We start from the raw sequence: 18,072 nt of genomic DNA on the forward strand, positions 1-18,072 counted from the left end.
TTATTACGTACGTCGAAGAGAAATATACTTCACCTGTGACGGTTGTATTCCATTCATTCCCTTTGCCTGTAATGTTTCTAGCAAATAAGCTGTTACTGCTTCTCTTAGTGATTGAGGAACTTGCTTATAGGTTTCATGAACTGCCACTGATGTAAGCTCTTGTCCTTTACTCTGTTCACTATAGATTGGGATTAATTTCTGATCTTTTATTACTCCATACACATAAAGAGTCATCTTTCCTGTATCTTTATTAGTATTAAGTTCAGTCCTATAAGAAACTCCATTCCTATAAATAGTATCAACTATGCCTAATCGGTGAACAGGTTTGATACCTTCAGGAATAACACTTATCTCATGATTTAAGCGATAATCTTTTAAAACTTCATCAGTTAGATATCCAATAGTATGAGAGAACTCCTCCATAGGTTCTTCTTCATGCGCGTGATGAGAACGCACTCGCGTTGTTCTTGCTGCAGAGCCAATATCATTACCATAATTTCCCTGACCACTACCACCAAATGTTGGCAATGGTGATTTTGTTGGTGGTGATGGTTTATCAGCTCTTGCATTCAACCTTCTTAAAAACATTCGACCAAAGAAACCTAATTTTGGACTATCTGTTCCTGACTGTTCTAGTACAGGAGCAGGAGCATTATCAACTTCTGCTTCTAAATTTTTCCATCTCTGTGCTTGATTAAAAAAAGACCCTGCCATTATGATTCACCTTCTACCTTAAATTTTATATAATCTTTATGAGTAATTGCTGATTTGATAGGATATATTTAAATATGATCCTTTTTATCTCTTCAATATGACCATAAAACACTCAACATATCAAGAAATCATTGCTCTTCTCAAAGAGTACACTTCCAAAGAACAAATCTATTTGACAAATTCAGGCGATGCAGCTCTTTATGCTGCATTATGGATTGCAAAAAACAAGGGCTTCAAAAGATTATTAATTCCTGATCAAGGCGGATGGCTGAGTTATAAAAAATACGGCAAACAATTAGGATTTGAAATAATCGCCTTGAAAACTAATTTAGGAATTATTAATGCCAAAGATTTAAAACAATATGGAACTGATAACAAAACAGTATTGTTATGCACAAGCCTTGCAGGGTATTATCAACAACAGCCATTGAAGGAATTAATAACTATTTGTAAAACACAAAATATTTTTGTCATATTAGATGTCAATAATCTTTCTGATGAGATTAATAAACAAATTAATCCAAATATCATGGTTTCAAGCTTTGGAAAATGGAAAGTAGTTAACAATTATCATGGTGGGTGCATTGCGAGCAATGAGAAATTTGTTTTTTCTCAAGAAATCGAAGATAAGATTAAGCCAAAGAACTTAGATTGTGGTAAATTATTACTCAATTTAAAGAAAGCTCCAGAACGATTGCAGATGCTTCAAGAAAAATGTTTTGGAATTATAACTGATTTAAAACAACAAGGAATAAAAATATTCAATAAAGACAATAAAGGCATAGTAGTAATTGCTGAAGATGATGAGCAAATTAAAAACTATTGCAAAGAACATAATCTTGAATTTGTTTTATGCCCACGAGAAATAAGGATTAATGAAAAAGCAATTTCGATTGAAGTAAAAAGAACTGAAGATTGATTTAAAAAATTGCTTAGAAACTGATTGTAAACTATCCTGTACGTAATAAGTCTTCTTCGGTTTTAGCGTCGGTTCAGCTTTTGATGTGATTCTACATTGGATTTTTCTCTCTGGAACCTCGAAAAATCCTCACTGTGATTAAAGAAAAGCTTCACAAAGTAGGCGCTAAAACTCCAGACTTATTACGTACCTATACCTTAATAATATATAGTCTATGGTGATTTTGGCTGTTGCTGGCTCATGCAATGCAGTGTTCCCAAACCATGAACAAGAGCAGTAGCATTGATGTCAATAACTTTTCGCTGAGGAAATTGCGCTTGAATAATAGCAAGTGCAGTTTGATCGTTTTTATGACCAAACACCGGCACTAACACAACAGTATTGCCAATATAAAAGTTAGCATAGCTTGCAGGCAGTCGTTTCCCAGTAAGTATATGCCGTACAATACCAGGCATTGGTAATTTAACCAGCATAAACTTTTTTCCGTCTTGATCACGGGCTTTTTTCAAGAGTTCATAATTTTCAGAAAGATAACGATAATTTTCATCATGAGGATCATCTTCAAAACAGTACAAAATGGTTGTTGGATTAACAAACCTTGCAAGATCATCAATATGGCCATCAGTGTCATCTCCAACAATGCCTTCTCTGAGCCATATAATTTTAGTTATTCCTAAATATTTTTTTAGATATTGCTCGATCTGAACATGATTAAGATAATGGTTTCGATTTTTATTCAGCAAACACTGCTGTGTGGTCAATAAGGTTCCTCTACCATTCACTTCAATTGAGCCGCCTTCCAAAACAAGATCAGGATGAACAATGGGAAGATTAAGAATACGATTAAGAGCAAGAGGAATATTGTTATCTTTTAATAATTCGTCATATTTGTTTCCCCAAGCATTAAAAATCCAATTAGTCATGGCAAGGGTTCTTGTTTGTTTATGGAGAACAAATATCGGTCCATAATCCCTCAACCACACATCAGCATAATCTTGAACAAAAAAATAAACTCTTTTGAGATCAACTTGTTCCTGCTGAAGTAATTTAGTTATTTTGAGCTGCATTTTTTTATTAAGAACTAAAAGATTAACTGATTCACTAAGATGAATAGCTTTAATAATAGCAACATATGCTTTTTCTGCGCCGGCAAGATCAGGAAAGCTATCTATATCATGCGGCCATGAAAGCCAAATTGCATCATGCTTTTCCCATTCAGCAGGCATATAATATTCTTCAGGATTCATATTCTTCACAACATTTTAAAGCAATTAAGTCGTATATGGTATTTAGATAATTATCATCTTTGAAGGCAACAACAATAATGACGGCAGACGGTCAAAATTTCTTTGAGAAATTTCGCCCTACGCACCACTCCGAAGGAGCCGACCCTCGGTGCGTCTGCGTCATTGTTGTTGCTTTATCTTATTTCACTAGTATTCATTCCACTAATTTTTTATAAGCATGCGGTTTTCTATTCTCATAGAATAACCATCCATCTCTAATTTGTTTATTTTTAGCGAGATCGACAGAAACAACAAGCACTTCTTCATTTGTTTTAGAAGCTTTCCCAAGTATGACGCCAAAAGCATCTGCGACAAATGAATTCCCATAAAAGGTTATTTTATCTTCCACACCAACTCTGTTTACTGCTGCAATGGGAACAGCATTGGAAATAGCATGCCCACGTTGCACCGTCTGCCATGCTTCACACCAATCGCCATCTTCACGTTCAAGATTTTTAATATACCCGATAGCTGTTGGATAGAATATAAGCTCTGCACCTAATAAAGCAGTACATCGCGCTGCTTCAGGAAACCATTGATCATAACAAATTAACACGCCAATAATTGCATATCTTGTTTTGAACACTTTAAACCCTTCTTTGCTTGGCTCAAAATAATCTTTTTCCCAATAACAAGGATCATGGGGAATATGGACTTTTCTATAGTAACCAAGATTTTTTCCATCAGCATCTATAACAACAACAGTATTATAGTAATGTTCACCATCTTTCTGTGTTTCTTTTTCATAAATAGGAACAAGAATTACAACACCTAACTCTTTTGCAAGCTTTGAAAAAATGGTTACTGACTCACCAGATCTTGTTTCAGCTAAATGTTTATAATCCTTTTTTTCATATTGAGGAAAGTAGGTTGAACGAAAGACTTCTTGAAGACAAATAATCTGCGCTCCTTTTTTAGCAGCTTCTCTTACTTTTGTTGCTGTATGATCTAAGTTCTTCTTTACATCATTACTTACTTTTGTTTGAATTAAACCTAATTTTACAACAGTCATAATAACGATAAAATGAGAATTATTTTTAAAGGTTACGGAAAGATGGAGTTTGTCGCATAATCTGCCGCCATCAATATTGCGAGGCTTATCAAATAATGAATCGAGTACTTTTCGAGGTTCCAGAGAGAAAAGTACCTTTGAGTAAATAATCAAAAGCCGAGCCGATGGCGGCTGCCGAAGGCATTTATGCGACAAACTCAGAAAAATTTACGTAATAAGTCTTCTATGGTTTTATTAAAAATCACTATTTTTAATCCCTGAGATCCTTCGGATTCAGGTAGCGCCGGTTCAGCTTTTGAAGTGTATTTTAATTGGATTTTTCTCTCTATAAATATAATCCCGACTCCCTCAATAATATAAATCAAGGATTCATAAGTTGGCTTGCGTCTGGGATTATAAGACTTGCCTATCGGCAAGGAACTCCGAAAAATCCCCGAAATATAAATCAGAAGAGCTTCACAACAATAGGCGCTAAAACCACAGACTTATTATGTACGGAAAGATAATCAGTGATTAAACAATCGCTTGGTAACAATAGTGGCATAACTTCCTTTAGGCAGAGTAAAAGAAAGCTTTATTTTAAAGAAGTTATTTTTGCCTCGGTCATTAACTTCATCTATTTGAGGTTTTGAAATAGAAAAATCTAATGGTTTAACTATAACATCACGTTGATGTGTCTTAAAAAAACTGCCAGTCTCTGATTTAATTGCAAAATCTGACAACGTTATTCCTTCACGCTTCAAGATAGTTTTAATAATATCTAATTCCAAACCTTCTGCCTGAAGTTCATCACTAATAGTTTTAAAAGCAATAGATAATTTTTTAGATTCTGATGTAGTTAAATTCTTATAAAACAATAAAGATCCTACGTTATAAGGAATTGAATACAATTTTTTCTTATCAATAAAATGTTTCAGTAATAATTTAATGCATTCATTCCACAAATAGCTTTGATAACTGGAAACATACATTTGGCGCAATGAAGAAGATATTTTTCTATAAGCAAAAAGCCAGTTTTTAGTTTTTTTGTACTCATCAACAACAAAACGCAGCGATGGTGTTTTCACCGAGCATTTTTCAAGCATTGGCCAGCAATGGAGAATATTCTGTTTATCTTCTTTAATGATGCGGGATTCAAAAGGTGATGATTCAGTCAAATAAATCTTAACAGCTTCTTCATAATTTTTTTTCAATAAGTATTTTGCTATAAATTTACCGTTAATAACACTGCCAAATCTTTGCGAATCAAAATAATTAGGCACACCGCTCTGAGAAAGTGTCTGAGCTTTTTGATAAATACCTTCAAATTCGCCTCTTCGAACTGCGCGAACCATAAGAGTAAATTTGTTTCCGGTCAAATCTCCCAGTTCAAGAGCTTTATCAACATAGCCAAGAAAACTGAGGCTAAGATTCTGCTCTTTGCTTGGCTTCAATGAATAAGAAGAAGGAACTGTAATAAACTGCTGAGTAATTCCATGCCTGTCTTTAACACCTGCTATGCCAAATTCACTGACAGGAATATTATTTTTTCTTGATAATTGTTCAAGCAAAGAGAATGTTTCAATACCTTTCTTTTCCAAGAGAAAAAGTTGAAAGCCTTTCTTAGCCTGAGATGGCTTGCTATCGTTAATTTCTTCAACTATAAAGTCTTCAGGACATTGTTTAAGCTTCATAAGGTGTTAAGAACAAGAGGATATTTATAACTTTTCTGTTAATTTACTACTAATAAAAGACAGCATAAAACAAACGACAGCTTTTGCCACCAATCCACAAATAAGAAGTTTTATATAGGATTTTTGTTTAATATGCTTGATGGCAGGTGATGACTATACAATCCTTCGGATAAAGTTTCTGAAAGCATTTGCTAATCTCCCGGAAAAAGCTAAATCAGAAGAAGTTATAGCAGTTATAGATGAGAAACCATACACTTGGATTGCTGCTGCCATAGAAATTAAGAGTGAATCAGCAACAGGAAAGAAAATATTAAAAATACTTAAAGAATTAGGTGTCCTATGAGTGAAAAAATATCTAGTGAATTGAAAAAAATTGTACTTTGGAGATTAGACACAATCCCTCCCAACTTTAAATTGTCTATTGGTAATGAGGGCACTTTTACCAAAGAAGAATTGAGGCAACACGTAGAAAAAGAGGACCAAATTGGGGTGACTTTTGCTAAAATGCAGCTTAATTTTATGAAAGCATTAGCAAGCGGTGAATTCTCCAAGACGTTATCAGAATGAAAACGATCATTACTATGCCGAACTATGATGATGCAACTGCTTATCTTTATTGCTATGCTGAGGAATTGGTGAAATTTGTCAAGGAGAAAAATATTCCCTTAAGTCAGTTAAAGCGTCCAAGATTGCGAAGAAATATTCTGGAAGAGAGCATACAAAAGCAAAATCCCCAGCTACTTCTCTTTAATGCGCATGGTGATGAAATTACAATTTATGGCGACAAAATCAGGGGAGAAGAGGAGTATCTTATTCGGGAGGGAGAAAACCATCAACTCCTTACAGGAAAGTTAACCTACGCCAGAGCGTGTAGTGCATCAGCTTCACTCGGAAAAGCATGCACGCAGAAAGATGGTTGTTTCATCGGTTACAATCAGCCGTTTAGTTTTTGGACCGATACGAGCAGAACAACCACACCTTTAAAAGATAAAGTTGCACAACTCTTCCTCTTACCTTCCAATGAATTAGCACTTGCTCTCCTCCGTGGTAAGAGTGCACGTGAAGCAGCAGATATTTTTTTCAATATATCAAAGAAAAATATTCTCCATCTGCTTGCAAAACAAGATGAACCGGGAGCAATGGTTTCTGCAATGCTTCTATGGAACAATATGACTACCCAAGAAGTTCTGGGAAATGAACAAATGAGATGTTCTTAACTCTTAAAACACCCTCCCCCACACTTAATGTTACTCTGGAAAACTACGACAGCGCCTAGAAGTACAGCAACTCAAAAACTCTTCGTCACTTCGTTCCTTGTCCTCCCGACTCCACTCTGAAATTCTATTAACGATAATTCTAGTTCTCGCTCGTAGGTAGGAGAAACCAACAGGGATTATACGTAATTAAATTTAGTGACCTTTATCCTCTAACTTGAAGAATTTGTTAAACTCCTTAAATCCTCGACCTTCCCAAAAAGAAATCGCTTCATCATCTAAAGAATGTGTACCTACCATTATCCATTTAATATTATTTTTTTTAAACCAGTTCATTGCATTTTTGAATAGTACTGATCCTACACCTGTTCCCCTAAATTCGGGTTTTGTATATGTCTCAGCAATATATCCTATTTTTTGTACAGAGATAACATTAAAGGAGCGATTTCTTTTACTTCTTCATTCTTCAATTTTCTGATAATTATTTTAACGGCCACTACAAAACCTTTTAATATTTAGGCAATTTTTAGCTCATATCATGAAACAACAAGAACTTATTAAATATCTGGCAGAAGTTATTCTAAGCACAAAAAGAGACCATCCCCTCCGTGTCGGAATTAATGGTGTCGACGCTTCAGGTAAAACAACTTTGACAAATGCGCTCGTAGATTTTCTTAAGTCCCAAAAAATACCTGTAATTCGTGCTTCAACAGACGGTTTTCATAATCCAAAATCGTTCCGCTATCAAAAAGGTCGTAATTCGTCCGAGGGCTATTACAAAGATTCTTTCAATAATCATGCGATCATAAATAATCTGCTCGCTCCGCTTGGCGAAAATGGAAATTTGCAGTACAGAAAAGCAATTTTTGATTTCAAAACTGATAGTGAAGTTGTTTTGCCAGTCGAAACAGCAAATAAATATTCAATTTTAATTATGGATGGTCTCTTTTTGTTTCGTCCTGAATTAAAAAATTATTGGGATCTCAAAATATTTATTGAAGCAGATTTCAAAATTACTGTTTCAAGAGCCACAAAGAGAGATGGCTATTATCTTGGTTCTGAACAAGAAATTCTTGATAAATACAATCAGCGTTATGTCCCTGGTCAACAACTTTATTTTCAAGAAGCTAACCCCCAAGAGACAGCAGACATTATTATAGAAAACAGTGACTTTGAAAATCCAGTAATAACGAAAGAGATAAAAACTGCCCATTAAAATAAGCGGTTTTTGTGGTGAGAACTTTGCAAAATACTCGCAAAGCTCGGGTTACTGCCAGTTCGCATTGAGATATCTGTTCAACAAAGCAATTTTCTCTCTGGAACCTCGAAAATTGTCCGATAAGTATTTCGAAAATGCTTACAAAATAGGCAGTAACCATAATTTTGCAAAGTTCTCTGGTGGCAACTCTCACCAGCCATTCGGGACGCTGCGCTCTGGCTTCGCCTCGGCTAACAGGAATTATGCTCAATTTTTAAGAACGCCTTTACTCTAATCTTTCGATAATTTTATATAGGAATGTATCACCTAGGGATCACATGGACAAACAATTAATGACTAAAATTGGATATATCTTTATTGCAATTACATTAATATTATTTGGCATTAATCGCTACATGGATTATAAATGGGAGAAGGAAAACGCAGAGAAGGAATTAAATAATCAAAACTTATTAGACATTGCTTTAAAAGAAACAGATATTAAATACTGCAATGATTATAAATATAAATTAGGGTGTGTAGTACTCGTTGGACAAAAATTGAATGATGAAAATGTTTGTGAACAAGCATATGATGAAGAACCAACGATTACATCATGCAAAGCAGCTATTTTAAAAGATAAATCATTGTGTACAAATAATTTTGAAAAAAGTGAATTAAGGTTATGTGAAACATTATATGATCATGTTTTATCTAAAATTGGTTAATTATTTCTTTGTGGTCAATATCAATAATCTAATTGTCAGAAATAAAAATAAAAAATAACTAATACTTAAATTATAATCGTCGGTGCCTTTTCATCCTTTTCTTCATCGAAATCAGTGACTAATGCTTCAGTTGTCAACACCATAGCTGCAATAGATGCTGCATTCTGCAAAGCATTTCTCACTACTTTAGTAGGATCAATAACACCTGCTTTAAAGAGGTCTTCATAGCAATCTTTTTTAGCATTGTAGCCGAACTGTTCATTGCTTTCTGCCTTCAACCGGGCAACAACTTCTGCTCCTTCCCTGCCAGCATTCTTAGCAATCTGCCGAACAGGCTCTTCCAAAGCGCGCTTTACAATATGCAAGCCAACAAGCTCATCGCCAGTTAACGTTAATTCCTGTACTGGTTTAACTGCTCTAAATAAAGCAACGCCTCCACCTACAACAACACCTTCTTCAACTGCTGCTTTGGTTGCGTTTAATGCATCATCAATCCGCATTTTTTTGTCCTGCATTTCAATTTCTGTTGCTGCGCCTACTTTAACAACAGCAACACCGCTGCCAAGCTTTGCTAGCCGTTTTTTAAGATCTGTTTTTTTGTAATCAGAATCTGCTAGTTTTATTTGCGATTCCAACATGTTCTTTCGTGCTTCAAGCTCTTTTTTGCTTCCTTTGCCTTCAACAATAATTGTTTTTTCATTGTCAACTCTTACTCTACGCGCGCTGCCTAACCATGTTTCCATAAACTTGTCTAATTTTAATCCTTTGTCTTCACTAACAACTGTTGCTCCGGTTAATACTGCTAAATCATTAAGCATATCCTTTTTTTCATCGCCAAATCCAGGAGCTTTGACAGCACAAACCTTAATTGCACCTCTGATGATGTTCAAAATCAAGGCTGTTTGCGCTTCGCCTTCAACATCTTCAGCAATAAGGAGCAATGGCCTGCTTTCCTGGGCTACTTTTTCAAGCACAGGAACAAGTTCTTTCATGCTGCTCAGTTTTTTATCAACCAGCAAGATGTAAGGTTCATCAAACTCGCATACCATTTTTTCATGATTAGTTGCCATGTAGGGAGAAACAAATCCTCGTTCAAACTGCATACCTTCAACAAGTTCAAGACTTGTTTCAATACTTTTGCCTTCTTCAACAGTAATAACGCCATTATTGCCAACTTTTTCCATGGCATCTGCTATTAATCCGCCAATAACTTCGTCATTGTTGGCTGAGATCGTAGCAACTTGCACAATTTTTTCTTTGTCTTTTACATCAACACTGTTCTGTTTTAAGAACTCAACCACTTTAGCCGTTGCTTTTTCAATGCCTTTTTTTACTTCAATAGGATTAGCGCCGGAGGTAATATTTTTTAATCCTTCAACAACCATTGCCTGAGCCAAAAGTGTTGACGTTGTTGTGCCGTCGCCAGCATTATCCTGAGTTTTTGTCGCAGCTTCAATAATCAATTTTGCGCCAATATTTTCAAATTTATCATACAAAGAAATCTCTTTTGCAATAGTTACCCCATCATTAGTAACTAAAGGATGCGGTGATTTGTCAAGAACAACATTTCTTCCTTTTGGACCAAGTGTGATTTTAACAGTATTAGCGACTTTATCTACGCCGCGCAATAGAGCTTGCCGTGCATGCTCATCAAATACTAATTGTTTGCTAGCCATACTATTCTACCCCCCAAATAACTTAGTTTTTCTGTAATTTTAGTATTTCTGTAAGTTTTATTCAAGCTTTGCAAGAATACTTTTGAATTCTACAAAAACATATTTCTGCTGATTAAGTTCAATTTCTTCGTTGCTGTATCCTCCATACAAAACACGATCTCCTTTTTTCAAAGGCAGTTCTTTGCCATCTTTAAATGTGCCAACTGCTTCAACAATACCTTCCTTTCGTTCTTCTTTAGCTGATTCAGGAATATATAAGCCGCCTTTTGTTTTTTCTTCTTTAGTAACAGGTTTTAGTAACACTCGTTCTCCCAATGGTTTAATGTTCATGGTTTCCTACCTCCTTAGTTTCATCTTGAATTCATATTACATAGATCATTATAAATCCAATATGGGGAATAAACATATTTTTAAAAAGGTTACTATTTTAAAGTACGTAATAAGTCCTCTTTTGGTTTTAGCGCCAGTTCAGCTTAAACTTATTGTTTTGATTGGATTTTTCTCTCTGGAACCCAGAAAAATCCCCAAAGTGAATTTAAGAAGAGCTTCACAAAAGTAGGCGCTAAAACCCATGACTTATTACGTACATTTTAAACAATATATTAATAAAGCAGTTTAAAGTCATGTTTTTATATGGCAGCGCTTATTGAGCAGCTTGGTATTCTGCTGATTATAGTAGTAGTGATTTCATTTATTATCAAGCTTCTTAAACAGCCGATTATTTTAGGATATGTTTTATCAGGATTATTCTTTGCATGGTACTTAAGCGATTATCAAAATATTTATGAAACCATGATTTTGTTTGGAGAGATTGGAATTATTTTTATGTTATTCTTATTGGGAATTGAATTTGATTTAAAGAGTTTAAAATATCTCGGAAAGGATATCTTTATTACAACAATCCTGCAGTCAATTTTTCTCTTTGCTATTAGTTTAGGAATAACTATTTTTTTCCCTTTAACATGGATGGAAAGAGTTCATATAGGGATAGTGCTTCTTTTTTCCAGTACCTTATTTGTCGCAAAATGGGTTGAAGACAAAAAAGAAACTGCTGCGCTGCATGGAAAGATCATTTTTTCTACCTTAATCATACAAGACATCCTTGCAATACTCGCAATCACCTTATTAAGCTTGTTTAATAAACCAATAGGATTAGATTTCATGCTTATTCCTCTGAAAGGAATACTTTTGTTAGGGATTGGTTTTATTGTAAGCCGTTTTTTAATCCAGCGCATTTTAAAAACTGCAAGCCATTTTATTGAATTATTATTTATTCTCAGCATATCATTCTGCTTTATGTTTGCAATTCTTGCGCAAAAACTTGGCTATTCAGAAACTATTGGAGCGTTTTTAGGCGGCATTGTTCTCGGAAACACCATTTACAAGACAGAAATTTATGGAAGGTTAAAGCCCTTAACCATTTTCTTTAACATGCTTTTTTTCGTTGGTCTAGGATTCCAGATGCTTGTTCCCCTTAATCCTAAAACAATAGTGATGTTAGCGCTGCTCCTGGCTGCGACACTTTTTATAAAGCCTTTTATCTTTTATATTACTTTACGAATGCGCGGTTATGATTTAAAAACAGCATTGCTTTCAGGATTGTATCTAGCGCAAAACAGTGAATTTGGCGTCATTATTGTTGTAGGAAGCATTAGTTCAGGAATTATAAGCAGTCAACTTGGAGCATTAAGCATTATACTCGTAATTACTTCGATGATTTTATCATCATACTTGATAAAATACGACCGAGAGATATTTCAATGGTGCAGTTCATGGTTGTTAATGCTTGACCGATTATTTGCAACAACAAAAACTGCAAAACTTGAAGAAAAAGCAATTGATGCTGAAATCATTTTTTTTGGTTATTATGAGTTTGGTTCAGAAGTTTTAGACAAAATAAAAGCATTGAATAAAAAAATAATAGTTATCGAGAATGATCCCCACCTTATTGAAAAACTTCAGGAAGAGAAGATACCCTTCATTTTCGATTCTGTTTATTCGCCTGAATTTTTTCGTCACCACCATTTCAAAAATCCAGAGCTTGTTATATCCAATAAAATGGATTTGATTGAAACAAAGATTATTTTAAAAGAACTAAAATCAAAGCATCCTTCAATCAAAATTATGGTAACTGCGCGAAATATAAATGAATCTCTTGAGTTATATAATGCTCAAGCTGATTATGTTATTTATCCAACCTATGTAAATGAAAAACAAGTTACCGTGTTAGTTGAAGATTATATCATGGACATTAACAAAGTGATCTCAAGAAAAGTTGTAGATTTAGTCGAATTTAATAAGAAAGCGAAAGAGCAGGAAATACGAGCCAAGAAAGAAGGTTTTCTTGATGTCAACAGCTTCCTTAAAAAACAAGAAGTTTTGTATAAGAAAAAACAGGAATTTGTTTCTGAAGTAGATAACTTCCTCAGAAAATTACATATTAAAAAATAGTAAAAAATAGTTCCTAAAAAAACGGAAAATCTTCGAAAAAACATCATTCTATTGAAAATTCTCCGGGAAAATAAGTAAAGCTTCCGAAATAGTCGAAAAAAATAGTGTTTTTTCGACGGTGGTTTTATTAAGGAGAAAAACAACTAATTTCTTAAGAAAAAAGCAGCGCTGGTTTTTCTCAACAAAGAAAAAAGGGAAAAAGAAGGTGAGAATATGCATAAAAAAATAGTAATAGCGTTAGCTATGTTGAGCTTCATTGCTCATCCGATGGCAGGAGTAGTGCAGGCAGCTGACAACAAAACATTGTGTTTGCAAGACCCTGTCTGCAGTGAGTTAGTGCAGAAGAATTCTGGTGTATTAATGTTGTATGAAAAGCATATCAAGCTATTATACCAGCATCATGGTAGATTGTTTGGTGTGTACAATAAGAAAAAAGCAGCATTCGACAAAAACACTGAACTGCAGATAAAACAAAAACTTAATCAGTTGTATGGAAAGATTCTAGAAGCAGATGACTGGACATGGGCATTAACCAATGATATGAATACTGCTATGGATAATTATGACGCTGATGAACTCGGTGATATTTGGAATGCCATCTATGACCCAAGGTATGAGATTAATGCAGCCTACAAGATGGTTAAGGAATTAAAAGGTATGTTAAGTGTGCCGTAATAAGTCTTTGTACGTAATAAGTCTGGGGTTTTAGCGCCTCTTTTGTGAAGCTCTTCAATTACACATTGGGGATTTTTCGGAGTGCCAGAGAGAAAAATCCAATATTTAAATCACTTTGAAGCTGAACTGGCGCTAAAACTGTTGAAGACTTATTACGTACTCTTTTGTTTTTTTTGGATGGTATTTTGTTTAGAAAGCTATAGGAAAAAGAAATTTATTAGGGGCGTCTTAAATACAAAAACAAAAGAACATTTATATATGGCATCAAAAGAACAAGAACGAGCAGAACTGCAATTGATAAAATTGTAGAAGAAATTGAGGAAACAAAATAATGGTAACAGATAGAAAAAATACAATTAGGTTATTTGAACAAACTAAAGTTCGTACTATCTGGGATGATAATAAACAAAAATGGTGGTTTTCTGTTATAGATATTATTGCAATATTAACAGATCAGTCTGATTATCAAAAGGTTCGTAATTATTGGAAATGGCTCAAAAACAAGTTAAAATCTGAAGGAAGTGAAGTGGTTAGTAATACTAACCAGTTGAAAATGGAAGCAGAAGATGGTAAAATGCGTCTTACAGATGTTGCAGACACTGAGCAAATTTTACGGCTTATACAATCGATTCCTTCAAGAAAAGCAGAACCATTTAAAATGTGGCTTGCCAAGGTTGGTAATGAAAGAATAGATGAAACTATTGATCCAGAACTTTCTATTGATAGAGCCATTCAAAATTATCGTAAATTGGGTTATAATGAGAATTGGATAAATCAGCGTATTAAATCTATTGAAGTTCGTAAAGCTTTAACAGACGAGTGGGATAAAAGCGGAGTAAAAAGAGGAACCGAGTATGCAGAATTGACTGATTTAATGAGTAAAACTTGGAGCGGAATGACTACAAGAGAATATAAAAAATATAAGGATTTGAATAAAGAAAACTTAAGAGATAATATGACAAATACAGAGCTTGTTCTTAATATGCTTGCTGAAGTTGCAACAACAGACATTTCTATAGTTCGTAATCCTTCAGGTTTTAAGGAAAGTAAAGATGTTGCAAAAGAAGGTGCATTAACAGCAAAAGTTGCAAGAAAACAACTTGAAAAAAGCACAGGCAAACTTGCTATAAGCAGATCAAAAGCAAAAAGCTTAGAACAAAATGCTTTAGAAGAACAACAAAATGAGTAAAAAAGAAATGAAAAAAATCAATAAAACTCATTCTTCATATCATCATTGTCCTCTAATTCGCGTTTAAAATCATCTTCAGTAAAAATATCTTCTTTCTTATCTTCATCCTCATCCTGCCCGCCTTTTTTCTTGCCGACTGCAGTTTTATTATACATAACAAGGTAAAATCCTAAAAACACAATCAACAGCAGGAGAATAGCAACATATGATCCATTGACTTGTTCAGGGCTTTTAACGCTGTATCCGGTAAATTTAGCAAGGGCATCTGAATTAGTTAAGCCAGGATCAACTTTACCGATTTCAAGCGTAGCATCTTTGCCTATTTTTAACTCACCATCTGAAAATTGATCACGCAATAACGTAATAATTCTCTGTATTTCGGGATCTTTAACGGTTTCGTCTTTGCTGTTATGAACAACAACAGATTTTGATGCAACATTATTCTCGTTGTCAATTGCTTTAACCATAATAACATTGCTCCCTGCTTTCAGCGTAACAGGAGCTAAGAAAACGCCTTTTTTGTCCATAACAATTCTGTCATGAGGGATTTCATTATTATTGACAGAAATTAATACTGCTGCATCATGTTCTGCTTTTCCGCCAACAATAACAATAGCTCGATTTAATTCCTGATTATTTTCAGGATACCACACTTCAAGGTCTACTTTAAGATCTTGAACAGCAACTGAAACTGTATTTGTGTTGCTGTCTTCATTACCAGCTCTATCTACAACACGAACTGTATAATAATAAGTTTTTCCGCGCTCAACAGAAGTGTCATGATATACCGTATCTTTGGTAGTAAATAAAGGAACAGTATAATCAACAATATGAGATGTTGAACGGTAAATTTTATAGGTTAAAAGATCCTCTGATGCTGTTGCATCCCAACTCAAGCTTACCGTTCCATCTTCATTAGCAGCAGCTTTGAGACTTGTTACCGTTACTGGTGGTTCATCATCAGGCTGGACATAAATTTGATTAGAGAGATCACCTAAATTTCCTGCTTTATCCAAGGCAGCCATCACATAATATCTATCTTCAGCAATAGTTTCCGTATAACTCGTTGAAGTTCCAGAAACTCTGATAGGAGTGTTGAGAGGAATGTTTTTATTGGTTGAACTATAAATATAATATTGATCAGTTCCTGCTACAGAAGTCCAGAACAGAATAACCTCGCCGCTTTTTCGAAGTTTGTGATCAAGAGTAGGCTTTGATGGAGGAAGGGTATCGATAACAACTTTAACATAAGGAGAAATTGAAGCTTTGTTGCCTGCTGCGTCGACTGCAACAATGGCATAATACAAAACATCTTCATCATCAATATCAGAATCAACAAATTTAGTTGAAGAGACTTCAGCATAGCTTGAAGTTAAAGCTCTTCTTACTGGAGAAGTATCTCGATAAAGATAATAGGTTATAACACCTGAATTATCAAAACTTTTCTCCCACTCAAGCTTGATAGCGTTATTTTCATATACTGCAGTAATTTGATCAACAGGTAATGGCGGTTCATGATCATTAATACTAATCAGTTTTTGGTTGGAAATATCGCCTGCATTACCAAGAATATCTACGGGAACAACAGCATAGTAATAAGCATCGCCATCAAGAAGATTTTTATCAGTATATTCAGTAGTGTAGGTGATAATTTGTTTTGCAGCCTGCAAATTTCCAGAATTCAACGACTCTTTTGCCTTGTAGATAATATAATATTCTACACCACTTTCATCATCAGATTTAGTCCAAGATAATTTAACGTCTCGATCAACAAGCGTTGCACTTATAACAACAGAAGAAGGCTTGCCATATTCAGCAGTAATTGTTTCAGATGATTTTGAGATAGGAGTGAATTCAACTGAAATAGTTGCCTGATCATGATGCTGCAGGCTTAAATCAGGAGACAAAAACATTCCTTTAAACACACCATCATTTGCTTTGTTGTCTAAGCCTGTGCCATCATCTGTTACTGAAAATGACTTTGAAATGCCGCCATTTGCTGCTGTAAATGTATAACTTGCGCAACAGCTTACGCCGTTATATACACTAACATATACATTCGCATTTTTTCCAAATAATTTTGATTGCCTTGAAAAATCGTCATCAAGGAAAGTATTGATCGTGACTGCTCCAGAAACAAAAGATACTGAAAGAACCAGAATGATCAAATAGAGAACGCATCTTCTTGTTTTCATAGCCTTATCAATAGTTATGATATTTAATAAGTTTACTGTTTTTGTCAAGTGGCTCTGGACAGAGCCACTTGACAAAAACTTTATAAATTAACTTTGTCATAACCAAATATATGGTTGATATCGATTTTATTGTGGATGAATTGAAAATAGAGAAAAAAGAGCCTGAGCAGAAGAAGAAAGTTACTAAAACAGTTCAAGTTACTACAACAACTGAAGAAGTACATGATACCCCTATATTGGAGGAAAAAAGTCACAATAAGAAGGTTAATACTGAGGAGATTACCGAACTAGTTAAAGAAAATATTCCTTTAAAAAAAATAAAAAAAAGACGCATTAAAACACACCATGTTCCTCCTAAGAAAATAATCATCAGGAAGGAAATTAAACAGGTAAGAAGGGCTTCTGCCAAAAAACCAAGTAAGAACATAGGTGAAGAAATCAAAGGAAGTATTACGGTAACAAAACTGATCAAAGAAATGCAGGAGTTAAAGCATCAAATTAAAGATCTTACTAAGTTATTCGCTGCTGCTGCTGAAGAAATGAAAAAACCTGACCCTTTTGCAGAGAAATTAGCTGAAATTTCTGAACAAAATGAACGAATAGCTGAAGCATTATTAGCAGTAGCTGACATTGTCAAAGAAAGCAAAAAAGAGCTTGAGGATATTGAAGTACCTTTATCAGAGTTGCCTGATTTCAGGATAAACAATGAAGAGCCGCCTATTCCGAAACCTCCAGAATATATACAAGATATGCCTCCAAGTAGTTACCCACAATCCATGCCTGATTTACCCCCTGGAGAGATACGCGAGGAACTTCAACCATTGAATTTCAGGCCAGGAAGACAACCATCACAACCTGCATTTGATACTTCAATGCCTGAAAGAGCTTCTCGAATTCCTTTAAAACAGATTAAACAAAATATTCCTCCTCCTCCATTAAGGCAGGCATAAGGAAAAAACATGACAAGACATAATCGATTTTTTAATGTTCTAACAAGGTTAAGCGCAGGAAAAAGCGCTTATGATATGGTGTTTAGAAGAACACTGCATTTAGATACTTTAAAGAAGAATCATAACAAGCTTCATTTTCTTAAACAAAGAATTAAACTTCTTACTGACGAAATTATGGAAATGAATAGAAAA

At 34.6% G+C, this 18,072-nt stretch carries 19 protein-coding genes; 11 read left to right on the forward strand and 8 right to left on the reverse strand.

The genetic code is table 11. From position 1 onward, the window contains the following. Positions 1 to 3 precede the first annotated feature (3 nt). On the reverse strand, positions 4 to 714 hold the full coding sequence (locus tag HYY69_01550; GenBank protein ID MBI3032132.1) for a hypothetical protein: 711 nt from the start codon (positions 712 to 714) through the stop codon (positions 4 to 6). 97 nt (positions 715 to 811) lie between these two features. Between HYY69_01550 and HYY69_01555 the strand changes: the two genes are divergently transcribed. Further along, positions 812 to 1,633, forward strand: a complete 822-nt coding sequence (locus HYY69_01555; protein ID MBI3032133.1) for a hypothetical protein — start codon at positions 812 to 814, stop codon at positions 1,631 to 1,633. A 212-nt stretch (positions 1,634 to 1,845) separates the two neighbouring features. Here the strand turns inward: HYY69_01555 and HYY69_01560 are convergent, their stop codons facing one another. The 3 genes from HYY69_01560 to truD all read right to left on the reverse strand — a co-directional run bounded on the left by HYY69_01560 (position 1,846) and on the right by truD (position 5,604). Then, on the reverse strand, positions 1,846 to 2,859 hold the full coding sequence (locus HYY69_01560) for an agmatine deiminase family protein (protein MBI3032134.1): 1,014 nt from the start codon (positions 2,857 to 2,859) through the stop codon (positions 1,846 to 1,848). 214 nt (positions 2,860 to 3,073) lie between these two features. Beyond that, a complete protein-coding gene (locus HYY69_01565) occupies positions 3,074 to 3,934 on the reverse strand; it encodes a carbon-nitrogen hydrolase (protein MBI3032135.1) in 861 nt (286 codons plus the stop codon). Positions 3,935 to 4,437: 503 nt separating this feature from the next. After that, a complete protein-coding gene (gene truD / locus HYY69_01570) occupies positions 4,438 to 5,604 on the reverse strand; it encodes a tRNA pseudouridine(13) synthase TruD (GenBank protein ID MBI3032136.1) in 1,167 nt (388 codons plus the stop codon). Positions 5,605 to 5,743: 139 nt separating this feature from the next. On the opposite strand from truD, the gene HYY69_01575 reads away from it, so the two are divergent. The 3 genes from HYY69_01575 to HYY69_01585 are packed head-to-tail and all read left to right on the forward strand — an operon-like array spanning position 5,744 to position 6,821. Continuing rightward, positions 5,744 to 5,947 (forward strand): hypothetical protein, encoded by a 204-nt coding sequence (locus HYY69_01575; GenBank protein MBI3032137.1) that lies wholly within the window; start codon positions 5,744 to 5,746, stop codon positions 5,945 to 5,947. Beyond that, complete coding sequence (locus HYY69_01580) at positions 5,944 to 6,171, forward strand: hypothetical protein (protein ID MBI3032138.1); 228 nt, start codon at positions 5,944 to 5,946, stop codon at positions 6,169 to 6,171. The genes HYY69_01575 and HYY69_01580 overlap by 4 nt, the downstream gene beginning before the upstream one ends. After that, positions 6,168 to 6,821 carry a hypothetical protein gene (locus HYY69_01585; GenBank protein ID MBI3032139.1) on the forward strand — a complete coding sequence of 218 codons (654 nt, stop codon included), beginning with the start codon at positions 6,168 to 6,170 and terminating at the stop codon, positions 6,819 to 6,821. The genes HYY69_01580 and HYY69_01585 overlap by 4 nt, the downstream gene beginning before the upstream one ends. Before the next feature lie 192 nt (positions 6,822 to 7,013). Here the strand turns inward: HYY69_01585 and HYY69_01590 are convergent, their stop codons facing one another. Then, positions 7,014 to 7,247, reverse strand: a complete 234-nt coding sequence (locus tag HYY69_01590; GenBank protein MBI3032140.1) for a GNAT family N-acetyltransferase — start codon at positions 7,245 to 7,247, stop codon at positions 7,014 to 7,016. A 109-nt stretch (positions 7,248 to 7,356) separates the two neighbouring features. On the opposite strand from HYY69_01590, the gene HYY69_01595 reads away from it, so the two are divergent. Both HYY69_01595 and HYY69_01600 read left to right on the forward strand, forming a co-directional pair. Beyond that, positions 7,357 to 8,034, forward strand: coding sequence for a hypothetical protein (locus HYY69_01595; GenBank protein MBI3032141.1), 678 nt, complete (start codon positions 7,357 to 7,359; stop codon positions 8,032 to 8,034). 320 nt (positions 8,035 to 8,354) lie between these two features. Further along, complete coding sequence (locus tag HYY69_01600) at positions 8,355 to 8,744, forward strand: hypothetical protein (protein MBI3032142.1); 390 nt, start codon at positions 8,355 to 8,357, stop codon at positions 8,742 to 8,744. Positions 8,745 to 8,809: 65 nt separating this feature from the next. Here HYY69_01600 and groL read toward each other — a convergent pair whose 3' ends face one another. Both groL and groES read right to left on the reverse strand, forming a co-directional pair. After that, on the reverse strand, positions 8,810 to 10,420 hold the full coding sequence (gene groL / locus HYY69_01605) for a chaperonin GroEL (protein MBI3032143.1): 1,611 nt from the start codon (positions 10,418 to 10,420) through the stop codon (positions 8,810 to 8,812). 57 nt (positions 10,421 to 10,477) lie between these two features. Then, the gene (gene groES / locus HYY69_01610; GenBank protein ID MBI3032144.1) at positions 10,478 to 10,750 is read right to left on the reverse strand and encodes a co-chaperone GroES; all 273 of its coding nucleotides are present in this window, start codon (positions 10,748 to 10,750) and stop codon (positions 10,478 to 10,480) included. A gap of 303 nt (positions 10,751 to 11,053) precedes the next feature. Here groES and HYY69_01615 point away from each other — a divergent pair, with 303 nt between their 5' ends. The 3 genes from HYY69_01615 to HYY69_01625 all read left to right on the forward strand — a co-directional run bounded on the left by HYY69_01615 (position 11,054) and on the right by HYY69_01625 (position 14,735). Next, positions 11,054 to 12,871: a cation:proton antiporter gene (locus HYY69_01615; GenBank protein MBI3032145.1), complete on the forward strand. Its 1,818-nt coding sequence runs from the start codon at positions 11,054 to 11,056 to the stop codon at positions 12,869 to 12,871. 213 nt (positions 12,872 to 13,084) lie between these two features. After that, positions 13,085 to 13,546 carry a hypothetical protein gene (locus HYY69_01620; protein MBI3032146.1) on the forward strand — a complete coding sequence of 154 codons (462 nt, stop codon included), beginning with the start codon at positions 13,085 to 13,087 and terminating at the stop codon, positions 13,544 to 13,546. A gap of 331 nt (positions 13,547 to 13,877) precedes the next feature. After that, complete coding sequence (locus HYY69_01625; GenBank protein MBI3032147.1) at positions 13,878 to 14,735, forward strand: Bro-N domain-containing protein; 858 nt, start codon at positions 13,878 to 13,880, stop codon at positions 14,733 to 14,735. 17 nt (positions 14,736 to 14,752) lie between these two features. Here HYY69_01625 and HYY69_01630 read toward each other — a convergent pair whose 3' ends face one another. Beyond that, complete coding sequence (locus HYY69_01630) at positions 14,753 to 16,930, reverse strand: hypothetical protein (protein MBI3032148.1); 2,178 nt, start codon at positions 16,928 to 16,930, stop codon at positions 14,753 to 14,755. Positions 16,931 to 17,040: 110 nt separating this feature from the next. Between HYY69_01630 and HYY69_01635 the strand changes: the two genes are divergently transcribed. Together HYY69_01635 and HYY69_01640 are read left to right on the forward strand one after the other, a co-directional pair. Next, on the forward strand, positions 17,041 to 17,880 hold the full coding sequence (locus HYY69_01635) for a hypothetical protein (protein ID MBI3032149.1): 840 nt from the start codon (positions 17,041 to 17,043) through the stop codon (positions 17,878 to 17,880). A 9-nt stretch (positions 17,881 to 17,889) separates the two neighbouring features. Continuing rightward, the coding region (locus HYY69_01640; GenBank protein MBI3032150.1) for a hypothetical protein at positions 17,890 to 18,072 on the forward strand (183 nt) is incomplete at its 3' end.

This window comes from Candidatus Woesearchaeota archaeon (assembly GCA_016192995.1).
In the GTDB taxonomy this organism is placed as follows: Archaea; Nanobdellota; Nanobdellia; order Woesearchaeales; family DSVV01; genus JACPTB01.

Bases quoted from the DNA above. Each gene is read 5' to 3' on its own strand.
- HYY69_01550 (MBI3032132.1), bottom strand. From the start codon at position 714: ATGGCAGGGTCTTTTTTTAATCAAGCACAGAGATGGAAAAATTTAGAA.
- HYY69_01555 (MBI3032133.1), top strand. From the start codon at position 812: ATGACCATAAAACACTCAACATATCAAGAAATCATTGCTCTTCTCAAA.
- HYY69_01560 (MBI3032134.1), bottom strand. From the start codon at position 2,859: ATGCCTGCTGAATGGGAAAAGCATGATGCAATTTGGCTTTCATGGCCG.
- truD (MBI3032136.1), bottom strand. From the start codon at position 5,604: ATGAAGCTTAAACAATGTCCTGAAGACTTTATAGTTGAAGAAATTAAC.
- HYY69_01575 (MBI3032137.1), top strand. From the start codon at position 5,744: ATGGCAGGTGATGACTATACAATCCTTCGGATAAAGTTTCTGAAAGCA.
- HYY69_01580 (MBI3032138.1), top strand. From the start codon at position 5,944: ATGAGTGAAAAAATATCTAGTGAATTGAAAAAAATTGTACTTTGGAGA.
- HYY69_01585 (MBI3032139.1), top strand. From the start codon at position 6,168: ATGAAAACGATCATTACTATGCCGAACTATGATGATGCAACTGCTTAT.
- HYY69_01595 (MBI3032141.1), top strand. From the start codon at position 7,357: ATGAAACAACAAGAACTTATTAAATATCTGGCAGAAGTTATTCTAAGC.
- HYY69_01600 (MBI3032142.1), top strand. From the start codon at position 8,355: ATGGACAAACAATTAATGACTAAAATTGGATATATCTTTATTGCAATT.
- groL (MBI3032143.1), bottom strand. From the start codon at position 10,420: ATGGCTAGCAAACAATTAGTATTTGATGAGCATGCACGGCAAGCTCTA.
- groES (MBI3032144.1), bottom strand. From the start codon at position 10,750: ATGAACATTAAACCATTGGGAGAACGAGTGTTACTAAAACCTGTTACT.
- HYY69_01615 (MBI3032145.1), top strand. From the start codon at position 11,054: ATGGCAGCGCTTATTGAGCAGCTTGGTATTCTGCTGATTATAGTAGTA.
- HYY69_01620 (MBI3032146.1), top strand. From the start codon at position 13,085: ATGCATAAAAAAATAGTAATAGCGTTAGCTATGTTGAGCTTCATTGCT.
- HYY69_01625 (MBI3032147.1), top strand. From the start codon at position 13,878: ATGGTAACAGATAGAAAAAATACAATTAGGTTATTTGAACAAACTAAA.
- HYY69_01630 (MBI3032148.1), bottom strand. From the start codon at position 16,930: ATGAAAACAAGAAGATGCGTTCTCTATTTGATCATTCTGGTTCTTTCA.
- HYY69_01635 (MBI3032149.1), top strand. From the start codon at position 17,041: ATGGTTGATATCGATTTTATTGTGGATGAATTGAAAATAGAGAAAAAA.